At 70.6% G+C, this 9,985-nt stretch carries 10 protein-coding genes and 2 pseudogenes; all 12 read left to right on the forward strand.

What is annotated here, in order from left to right:
- A pseudogene (locus G3I65_RS57235) lies at positions 1 to 162 on the forward strand (GTPase); the annotation flags it as partial.
- 60 nt (positions 163 to 222) lie between these two features.
- Complete coding sequence (locus G3I65_RS11830) at positions 223 to 870, forward strand: hypothetical protein (RefSeq protein ID WP_160696143.1); 648 nt, start codon at positions 223 to 225, stop codon at positions 868 to 870.
- Between the two features lie 44 nt (positions 871 to 914).
- Complete coding sequence (locus G3I65_RS11835) at positions 915 to 1,394, forward strand: hypothetical protein (protein ID WP_160696144.1); 480 nt, start codon at positions 915 to 917, stop codon at positions 1,392 to 1,394.
- Positions 1,391 to 2,005 carry a TetR/AcrR family transcriptional regulator gene (locus G3I65_RS11840; RefSeq protein WP_160696145.1) on the forward strand — a complete coding sequence of 205 codons (615 nt, stop codon included), beginning with the start codon at positions 1,391 to 1,393 and terminating at the stop codon, positions 2,003 to 2,005. The genes G3I65_RS11835 and G3I65_RS11840 overlap by 4 nt, the downstream gene beginning before the upstream one ends.
- Positions 2,006 to 2,023: 18 nt before the next feature.
- On the forward strand, positions 2,024 to 2,413 hold the full coding sequence (locus G3I65_RS11845) for a nucleotide exchange factor GrpE (RefSeq protein ID WP_163046675.1): 390 nt from the start codon (positions 2,024 to 2,026) through the stop codon (positions 2,411 to 2,413).
- Positions 2,410 to 4,248 (forward strand): dynamin family protein, encoded by a 1,839-nt coding sequence (locus tag G3I65_RS11850; RefSeq protein WP_160696147.1) that lies wholly within the window; start codon positions 2,410 to 2,412, stop codon positions 4,246 to 4,248. Before G3I65_RS11845 ends, G3I65_RS11850 begins: the two co-directional genes overlap by 4 nt.
- A gap of 103 nt (positions 4,249 to 4,351) precedes the next feature.
- A complete protein-coding gene (locus G3I65_RS11855; RefSeq protein ID WP_160696148.1) occupies positions 4,352 to 5,056 on the forward strand; it encodes a hypothetical protein in 705 nt (234 codons plus the stop codon).
- A 293-nt stretch (positions 5,057 to 5,349) separates the two neighbouring features.
- The gene (locus tag G3I65_RS11860) at positions 5,350 to 7,170 is read left to right on the forward strand and encodes a phosphoenolpyruvate carboxykinase (GTP) (protein WP_160696149.1); all 1,821 of its coding nucleotides are present in this window, start codon (positions 5,350 to 5,352) and stop codon (positions 7,168 to 7,170) included.
- Between the two features lie 80 nt (positions 7,171 to 7,250).
- Positions 7,251 to 8,120, forward strand: a complete 870-nt coding sequence (locus tag G3I65_RS11865) for a TIGR03621 family F420-dependent LLM class oxidoreductase (protein ID WP_160696150.1) — start codon at positions 7,251 to 7,253, stop codon at positions 8,118 to 8,120.
- A 13-nt stretch (positions 8,121 to 8,133) separates the two neighbouring features.
- Positions 8,134 to 9,009 carry a TIGR03621 family F420-dependent LLM class oxidoreductase gene (locus G3I65_RS11870; protein ID WP_160696151.1) on the forward strand — a complete coding sequence of 292 codons (876 nt, stop codon included), beginning with the start codon at positions 8,134 to 8,136 and terminating at the stop codon, positions 9,007 to 9,009.
- The gene (locus G3I65_RS11875) at positions 9,006 to 9,611 is read left to right on the forward strand and encodes an ABC transporter ATP-binding protein (RefSeq protein WP_160696152.1); all 606 of its coding nucleotides are present in this window, start codon (positions 9,006 to 9,008) and stop codon (positions 9,609 to 9,611) included. The genes G3I65_RS11870 and G3I65_RS11875 overlap by 4 nt, the downstream gene beginning before the upstream one ends.
- A 17-nt stretch (positions 9,612 to 9,628) precedes the next feature.
- A pseudogene (locus G3I65_RS11880) lies at positions 9,629 to 9,985 on the forward strand (hypothetical protein); the annotation flags it as partial.

Here is a 9,985-nt window from a genome sequence, read left to right on the forward strand (position 1 = left end):
AAGCCCGGCGCGCCGCGGCCGGAGCTGGCCGCGCACGCCCTCGAGCGCGCGGGCTGGTGGCGGTCCTTCGCGTCCTTCGGCGCGACGCCGGCGCAGAGCCGCGTCGCGCACGTCGTGCACCGGGCGTACTTCCTGATGTGGCAGCAGGTGCGCGAAGCCTGAGTTTGTTGCTGGTTGCCGACTTTCCCAGGTCGGGCCCGTTTCCCGCGTACTGTGGAAAACGTGCGACTGGAAAACACGACATCCTGGCGAGCGGGGTGGAGCAGCGAGACGGACGTCGACGTCGCGCTGTACATCCGTGACGCCCTGGCCCTGTCCGTTTCCGAAGGTCAGGTGCTGCCGCCGGTGGAGCCGCGGGTTCCGGTGCACGTCCCGCCGGGGATCGACCGGGCGGCGGTCCAGGACCAGTGGGCCGCGTGGTGGACCGAGCTGCTGGCGTCGCTGCGCAGCCGCGAGGACCCGGACCCGCGCAGCCCGCGCACCCGGTACGGCAGGCCAACGCTCGAACACGGCTCGGCCATGCGGCAGGCGGTCGACCTGTTCGGTCCCGTCGCGGCCCGCCACTTCGCCAACGCCCGCGGGCCCGCCCTGCGCGGCGCGCACGAGCCGTCCGGCGAAACGCCGTGGGCGCCCGGCTTCTACCGGCGCCAGATCGTGGCAGGCGAGCGCCTCGGCCAGCTGGTGCGGGAGGCCGAGGTCAAGCAGGGCCGGCGCGCCTACCCGTTCCGGCTGAACGTCATCGAGATCTCCGTCGCCGGGTCGATCTGGCTGCGCACGGCCGACGACCAGCTGCTGGTCTCGTCCCGGCTCGCCGAAGACGGCCCGGGTCTGGAGGCCGTGCTCCGCGACGTGATCGCCCAGCTGGTCTGACCCCGGCTTTCATAAACCGAGCAGCCGGTCTAATAATAGGCGGTATGGAAACGACCGTCGACGAGCCGTCGTGGCTGCGCACCGGGTCCTGGGTCGGCTGCCCGCTGCTCGGGGGCGCGCTCGGCGTGGGTGTCTGGGCCATCGCCGCCTGGGTCGGCGACCTGCCCGCGTTCCCGTTCCAAGGCGTGTTCAAGGTGCTCACGAAGCTGCCGCAACCGTGGGCGACGCTGGCCGCGGTCGCCGGCGGGCTGGTGCTCGGCCTGGTGTTCGCCGTCGTCTGGGCCCGCGACCGCCTGGTCGTCACGGTCTCCCCGACCCGCGTCACGCTGGTCCGCGGCGACAAGACCCGCCGCATCGAGGCCGACCTCGACGCCGTCTACCTCGACGGCAAGGAGCTCGTCCTGCGCACCACCGACGGCCGGGAGATCGCCCGCGAGAAGACCGACCTGCGCAACCATGAGCTGGCGCCCGCCTTCGCCGAGCACGGCTACCCCTGGCGCGACGACCCGCCGGTCGAGCGATGAGGACCGTCGACCCGGCCAAGCACGCGGCCAAGCGCCGCGCGATCGTCGACGCCGCGGCCGGCTGCTTCGCCGGGAAGGGCTTCGAGCGGACGACGACCGCGGACATCTGCCGCGCGGCGGGCATCAGCTCAGGCAGCCTCTTCCACTACTTCCCCAGCAAGCGCGCGGTGTTCACGGCGATCTTCACCGACGACGCCGTCGAGACGGCCGAACGCCTCGAAGCCGCGGCGAAGGCCGAAGACCCGTGGGCCGCGCTGCTCGACGTCGTCGCGGAGCTGGCCGGGCAGCTCGCGCACCCGGCCGTCGTCCGGCTGGTGCTGGAGGCCGCCGCGCAGGCCGCCCGCGACGACGAGTTCGCCGAGCTGATCCACCGCAACGACAGCGCCCTGCGTGACGGCCTGGCGGTCCTGGTCGAGCGGGCCGAGGCCGCGGGGCTGATCGATCCCGGGATCGCGCCGCGCGCGGCCGCCGGCTGGGTCACGGGCCTGCTCGACGCGATGATTTCGCGGGCCGGCCTCGACCCGGACCTCGATCTGGCCGCCGAACAAGCGATCCTCCGGACGATCCTGATCCGGTTCCTTCGGCCGGTTTCGCCACCGGCCGGCAGCTGAATCCGCCAGACTGTGGCCATGGCGTGGTTTCGCAAGGACGGAACCGACCGCGGGTCCGCCGCGTCGGACACCGATGTGCACCCCTTGCAGCAGCAGGTCACCGATCTCGAGCGTGCTCTCGCGGATCGCCAGGCACTGATCCAGATGTGCCTGTACGCCCTGGACCGCGCCCGCAGCGGCGGCGTCGTCGAACGTCTCGAAGAAGGGCTGGCCGCGATCGGCGTCCAAGCTCTCCGCCCCGATGGTGAGCGCTTCGACCCGGCTCGCCACGAAGCCGGCGGCGCGGTCCCGACCGAGGACCCGGCGCTCGAGGGCCTCGTCGCGGAAACCGAGGTCACCGGGTTCGCCGACCACGACCGCCTGCTGCGTGCCCCGATCGTCACCGTCTACGCGAAGAAGAACCCGTGACCGCACCCACCGCGCCGAGCCTGCCCGCGCAGGTCGCGGCGGCGCGAGACCAGCTGCTGACCACCGTCCGCGACGCCGACCCGGCCGCCGCCAAGTGGGTCGAGGACATCCGGAAGGCCCGGCCGAAGAAGCCGGCCGTCGTGGTCGTCGGCGAGACCAACCGCGGCAAGAGCTCGCTGGTCAACGCGCTGCTCGCGCGGCCGGGACTGTCCCCCGTGGACGCCGACGTCGCCACCGCGACCTACCTGGTGTTCGACCACGCCGACGCGTGGGGCGCGCAGGCCTGCTACCCCGGCCAGCTCGCGCCGGTGCCGATCGACCTCGGCCAGCTGATCAACTGGGTCTCCGCCGCGCACGAGCTGCCGCCGGGCCAGATCCCGCCGCGGTACGTCGAGGTCACCGGGCCGGTCCCGCTGCTCGAACGGCTTTCGCTGGTCGACACCCCCGGCGTCGGCGGGCTCGACTCGCTGCACGGCGAGCTGGCCAAGGAAGCCGCCGCGGGCGCGACCGCGCTGCTGTTCGTCGTGGACGCCTCGGCGCCGTTCACCTCGACCGAGCTGCAGTTCCTGCGCGACGTCGGCGAGCGCGTCGAGACCGTGGTGTTCGCGCTGACCAAGGTGGACATGTTCCGCGGTTGGCGCGAGGTCATGGAGGCCGACAAGCAGCTGCTGCGCGAGCACGCGCCCCGGTTCGCCGACGCCGTCTTCCACCCGGTGTCGGCGCGGATGTTCGAGACGGCCGCCAAAGCGCCGAACGAGCAGATGGCCGCGATGCTGCGGGAGAAGTCCGGCGTCGCCGCGATCCAGACGGCGTTGCAGGAACTGCTCGTCGGCCGCTCGGCGATGCTCGGCGAGGCCAACACGCTGCGCGCGCTCTCCAGCGCGCTGGGCGAGCTCAAGGCGAAGCTGCAGGCCGAGAGCCGCGCGCTGTCCGCCGGCGAGGCCGAGGCCGAGCAGCTGCGCGAACGCCGTGACCAGCTGCAGGCCGAACGCCGGAGCTCGACCCGCGGCTGGCAGCTCAAGCTGCGCGGCGAGGTGCAGCGCACCCGCGTCGAGGTCGGGCACGAGAGCAGCAGGCAGATGCGGGACGCGCAGACGCACTTCCGCCAGCTGATCGACGCGGCCAAGCGCGACGAGCTGGCCGCGCTGCCACAGCAGGTCGACATCGCGCTGCAGACGACGTCGCAGCGGATCTCGATGCTGCTCTCCCAGCGCCTCAACCAGGTCACCAACGTCTCGCTGTCGGAGCTGTTCTCGCCCGAAGAGCTCGACGTCATCCGCGCGCAGTTCGCCCGGGCGGGCGGCCCGCCGGTGGTGCTGCGGCCGCCGGACAAGAAGCCGCCGACGGCCGAGGACAAACTGCTCGTCTTCATGGGCATCTCGGGCGGCGTCGGGGCCGGCAAGGTGGCCGCGCTGCCGCTGGCCGGCGTCGCGATCCTCAACCCCGTCGTGCTGCCCGCGACGATCATCATCGGCCTCGGCGCCGGCTGGTGGATGGCCCGCACGCGCAAGCACGCGGCCGACAAGCAGCACATGAAGCAGTGGCTGGTCGAGGCCATCGCGGACGCCCGCTCGACGCTCGACCAGCTGGTCGCCGAGCAGCTCATCGAGGCCGAGCAGCAGCTGTCGATGGCGCTGGACGAAGCGCTGGGCCGGCGCATCGACGCGATCGAGGCCGAGCTGAAGGAAGTCGACAAGACGATCAAGATGGGCGCCCAGGAGCGCGCCAAGAAGATCGCCATCGTGTCGAAGCGCCTCAAGGAGGTCAGCGACGGGCGCGAGCGCGCCGAAACCTTCCTGACCAGGATCCGGGCCCTGCGCGACAAGACGGCTTGACGCCCGTCCGGTTGTGGAGCGGAACCGAACCGGCATACGGTGAGTCATACCCTCGGACAGCAGGTCAGAGACGGCGTTACCCGGTTAAAAGGGGGAAGTTCCCATGTGGGTCGACGAGAGTGGCGGCAGCGACACCGACGCCTCCAGCCCGGACGCGATGACCGTTCACGTCGACGGCCAGGAGTACCAGGCCGAGGTCAACTACGACGTGAACGAGGACGGCGTCAACGACACCGCGATCATCGAGCACGACGACGGCACCTCGCAGGCCTTCATCGACACGAACCACGACGGTGAGGCCGACCAGTACGCCGTGCTGGACGAGACCGGGCACGTCGTCGAGCAGGCCGTCTACGACGAGGCCAGCGGCGAGTGGGTCGAGTCGCACGGCGGCGGGGGCCACGACGACTCCGACACCGGCGGCCGCGACGACAGCTCCGGCGGCCACATCCACGCCGACCTGCCGGACGGTGAGGTCGACGCGGGGGTCGCGACCATCGACACCGACCACGACGGCCACAACGACACCGCCATCGTCGAGACGAAGAGCGGCGGCACGATCGCCTTCACCGACAAGGACGGCGACGGCGAAGCGGACATCGCGGTGCAGACCGACGCCGACGGCACGACCACGACGTTCGAGCACTCCGGCCCCGGCCAGTGGACCGAAGTCTCGAGCGGGCTGATGGACTCCGGCAGCGACGGCGACCTCGCCGCCGACGCCGCGTGGGGCGAGGCCGGCACGCAGACGCTCGAAGGCGTCGCGCGCATCGACTCCGGCACGGGGCAGTGGATCTCCCCCAACTAGGGGTAAGCGAGGTCACAGTTTGAAAGCCCGGGGCTTCGGCCTCGGGCTTTCTTCATGTCTTCAACGAAAAGAAACGGGCTTCTGAATCGATTCCCTTATCGGTCTTGTGAGAGAACGTACACGTCAGCTCTCTGTTACCTGCCGGTCATGCGGTTACTCTCGGGGAATCCCAAATCACGCACACCGGTTCGCCAGCCGGTGTGCGAAGCCATTCGGTCGCCGGCAATGACGCCCGCACCGGGACAGCGTCGTTCCGGTGCGGGCTTGTTTGTCGTCGGAAGTCAGGAGTAGAGATGACCGCAGTCGCCATCCCCGGACTGGACACCGCGCCGACGACGCACAGTGGCGTGCTGTCCTTCGTCCGGGAGGTCGCCGAGCTGACCACCCCGGACCGTGTGGTGTGGGTCGACGGGTCTGACGAAGAAGCCGCCCGGATCAACCAGGAGCTGGTCGACGCGGGCACGTTCGTGCAGCTCAAGTCGAAGCCGAACTCCTTCTGGGCCACTTCCGACCCCAACGACGTCGCCCGCGTCGAAGACCGCACCTTCATCTGTTCGAAGCGCCCCGAGGACGCCGGGCCGACGAACAACTGGATGGACCCGGCCGAGATGAAGGCCACCATGACCGAGCTCTTCCGGGGCTCGATGCGCGGCCGCACGATGTACGTCATCCCGTTCTGCATGGGCCCGCTCGGCGACGAGAATCCCAAGCTGGGTATCGAAATCACCGATTTCGCCTACGTTGTCGCTTCGATGCGCGTGATGACCCGCGCGGGCAAGGCGGCGCTCGAGAAGTTCATCGGGCCGGACGGCAGTGAGCGCGAATTCGTGCCGGCACTCCACTCCGTGGGTGCGCCGCTCGAGCCGGGTCAGAAGGACGTTTCCTGGCCCTGCAACGAAACGAAGTACATTTCGCACTTCCCCGAAGAGCGCGCGATCTGGAGCTACGGCTCGGGCTACGGCGGCAACTCCCTGCTGGGCAAGAAGTGCTACTCGCTGCGCATCGCTTCGGTGATGGCCCGCGACGAGGGCTGGCTCGCCGAGCACATGCTGATCCTCAAGCTGATCTCGCCCGAGGACAAGGTCCACTACGTCGCGGCCGCGTTCCCGAGCGCCTGCGGCAAGACCAACCTCGCCATGCTGCAGCCGACCATCCCGGGCTGGCGCGCCGAGACCCTCGGCGACGACATCGCGTGGATGCGCTTCGGCGAGGACGGCCGCCTGTACGCGGTCAACCCGGAGTTCGGCTTCTTCGGCGTCGCGCCGGGCACCGACTGGCACACCAACCCGAACGCCATGCGCACGATCGAGAAGGGCAACACGGTCTTCACGAACGTCGCCCTGACCGACGACGGCGACATCTGGTGGGAGGGCATGGAGAACAAGCCCGAGCACGCCACGTCGTGGAAGAAGCAGGACTGGACGCCCGACTCGGACGAGAAGGCCGCCCACCCGAACTCGCGCTACTGCACGCCGATGTCGCAGTGCCCGATCCTCGCGCCGGAGTGGGACGACCCGAAGGGCGTGCCGATCTCGGCGATCCTGTTCGGCGGCCGCCGCAAGACGACGGTCCCGCTGGTCAACGAGGCCCGCGACTGGCAGCACGGCGTCTTCATGGGCGCCACGATGTCGTCGGAGACCACGGCGGCCGCGGCCGGCGCGGTCGGCAACGTGCGCCGCGACCCGATGGCGATGCTGCCGTTCCTCGGCTACCACGCCGGTGACTACTTCAAGCACTGGCTGAACCTGGGCAAGAACGCCGACGCGAACAAGCTGCCGAAGATCTTCTACGTCAACTGGTTCCGCCGCGGCGACGACGGCCGCTTCCTGTGGCCGGGCTTCGGCGAGAACTCGCGGATCCTCAAGTGGGTCGTCGAGCGCGTCGAGGGTCGCGGCAACGCGATCGAGACGCCGGTGGGCTTCGTGCCGCGGGCCGAGGACCTCGACACCGAGGGCCTCACCGAGCCGATCGAGGACATCCAGGCCGCCCTCGAGGTCAAGCCCGAGGAGTGGCGCGAGGAGCTGCCGCTGATCGAGGAGTGGTTCGAGAAGATCGGCGAGGTGCCCACCTCGCTGCGTGACGAGCTCGACGCGCTGGCCCAGCGCCTGAGCTGAACACCCTGAACGAGAAGGGGACGCCTCCCGGCCGCATCCGGGAGGCGTCCCCTTCTTCCTTTCCCGGTAGTTTCGCGCCCATGAAACCGTTTCGGTTCGGCGTGGATCTGGTGGTGCCCGGTTCCCGGGCCGAGTGGGTGGCGAAGTGCCGGAAGGCCGAGGACCTCGGCTACGACGTCGTCGGCGCGGCCGACCACGTCGGGATGGCGCCGCCGTTCCCCGCGCTCGTGCTCGCGGCCGAGGCGACCGAGCGGGTCCGGCTCAACACGTTCGTCATCAACGCCTGCTTCCACAACCCCGTGCTGCTCGCGCGGGACGTCACGGGCACCGACCAGTTCACCGACGGCCGCCTCGAGCTGGGCATCGGCGCGGGGTACGTCGAGGCGGAGTTCCACGCGGCCGGCATCGAGTGGGGCACGCCCGGGCAGCGGTTCGCCCGGCTCGAACGCGCGGTGCTGGAGCTGAAGCGGCTTTACGCGGACCCGTCCCACAAACCCGAACCGGTGCAGAAACCCGGGCCGCCGCTGCTGCTCGGCGGCCGCGGCGACCGCGTGCTGAAGCTGGCCGCGAAGCACGCCGACATCGTCGGGTTCACCGGTACCTCCGCGTCGAAGGTCGAAGGGCGGATGTCCCTGGCCGGGCTCGCCGAGCTGACCGAACGCGTCGAGTTCGCGCGCGCGGCGCTCGACGGCCGGGACGCCGAGCTGAACCTGCTGGTGCACGCCACCCGCGTGACCGGCGACCGGCGCAGCACGCTGGAAGCCGTCCACCGGCGGGTGCCCGATCTGTCCGTCGACGAGCTGGGCGAGCTGCCGACCGTCCTCGTGGGATCCGCCGAAGCGGTCGCAGAGCAGCTGCTTCGCACCCGCGAGACGCTGGGCATCAGCTACTTCACCGTGATCGAAGATGACCTCGCGCGGCTGGCCCCGGTGATCGAAAAACTCCGCTGAGTACGTTGGGGGCATGACTGGGGATTTCCGCTTCGGGGTCAACATGATCGTGCCGGACAGCCGCGCCGCGTGGGTCGAGAAGTGCCGCAAGGCCGAGGACCTGGGCTACGACGTCCTTTCCGCGGCCGACCACCTGGGCCTGGCCCCGCCGTTCCCGGCGCTGGTGCTGGCCGGCGAGGTCACCTCGCGCGTCAAGCTGAACACCTTCGTGCTCAACACGCCGTTCTACAACCCGGTGCTGCTCGCGCGGGACGTCACGGGCACCGACCAGTTCACCGACGGGCGCCTGGAGCTGGGGCTCGGCGCCGGGTACGTGAAGGCGGAGTTCGAGGCCGCCGGGATGCCGTTCCCGTCCGCCCGCGAGCGCGTCGACCACCTCGAACGGTCCATTCTGGAACTGAAGCGGCTGTATGCGGACCCCGAGCACAAGCCCGCGCCCACGCGGCCCGAAGGTCCGCCGCTGCTGCTCGCCGGCCGCGGCGACCGGATCCTGACCCTCGCCGCCGAGCACGCCGACACCATCGGCTTCACCGGCACCGCCAAATCGCCGGACGGCGCCGGGCTGGTCCCGGCGAGCGCGGAGGACATCGAAGAGCGCGTCGAGTTCGTCCGGGCGAAGCTCGGTGGCCGCGCGGCCGAGTTCAACCTGCTCTGCCACTTCGTGCACATCACCGAAGACCGCGCCGGCGCGCTCGAGGAGCTGGCGAAGCGCACGAAGGGCGCCTTGAGCGTCGACCAGCTCGCCGAGGTCCCGACCGCGCTGATCGGCTCGCCCGCCCAGGTCGCGGAGCAGCTCCACGCACACCGCGAGCGGTTCGGCCTGACCTACTACACCGTCCTGGAGCCCAACTTGGAACAGTTCGCCCCGGTGCTCGAAGCGCTCCGATGATCGACGCGCGGGCGATCGGCGTCCGGGCCGGCGAGCACTGGCTGTTCGACGACCTGGACTTTTCCGTCGACCCCGGCGAGTGCGCGGCGATCGTCGGGCCGAACGGAGTCGGCAAGTCGACTTTGATGCGGTGCCTCTACGGGATGCAGAAGCCGCAGCGGGGCCGCGTGCTGGTCGACCGCAAGGTGCCCGACGAGCGGGACGTCGAGTTCCGCCGCAAGGTCTCGGTGCTCTTCGACGACTCCGACTTTTTCGCGGAGCTGACGCCGTTGCAGCACCTCGAACTGCTGGCCGGCTCGTTCGGCGCCGACCTCGGCGACCACGAAGAGCTGCTGCGCGACGCGGGTCTCGGCGAACGCATGCGCGTCACGGCCGGGCACTTCTCCGCGGGCCAGCGCCGTCGCCTGCTGCTGCTCGGCGTCACGGCCCGGCCGCACCGGGTGCTGCTGCTCGACGAGCCGGAGCGCGCGCTGGACACCGCGGGCAAGGAGTGGCTGGTCGACGTGATCGCCCGGTCGACGGCGGCCGGCGCGGCGGTCGTGGTGGCCACGCACCACCCGCCGCTGCTCGAAGCCGCGGACAGCGTGCTCGAACTGTGGTGACTTTGGCGCCGAAGCGAATGAGGATCCCGGGTCGCAAGCGGTTCGGCGGGATCTTCAGCGGTGACACCGCGAGCTTCCTCTTCCTGTTCGCCTTCGGGTTCCTGTTCACCGCGTTCTTCCACGTCGACGGCTGGCGCCCGGCGCTCTACGGCTCGTCCCACGTGGACTTCCCGGCCGTGCTCGGGCTGCTCACGCTCTGCTGCGCGGTCGGCTGGCGCGGCCTGCTGCGCCGCGGCTTCGCCTGGGTCGAGCCGGCCGAGCTGACCTGGCTCGACTTCGCCCCGGTGGACCGCGGTCGCGTCGTCACGCTGCGGCTGCTCGGCGCCTGGACCGGCGTCCTGGCCGTCACCGGCTACCTGGCCGCGCTGCTGCTC

The sequence above is a fragment of the Amycolatopsis sp. SID8362 genome (assembly GCF_010550475.1).
In the GTDB taxonomy this organism is placed as follows: Bacteria; Actinomycetota; Actinomycetes; order Mycobacteriales; family Pseudonocardiaceae; genus Amycolatopsis; species Amycolatopsis eburnea.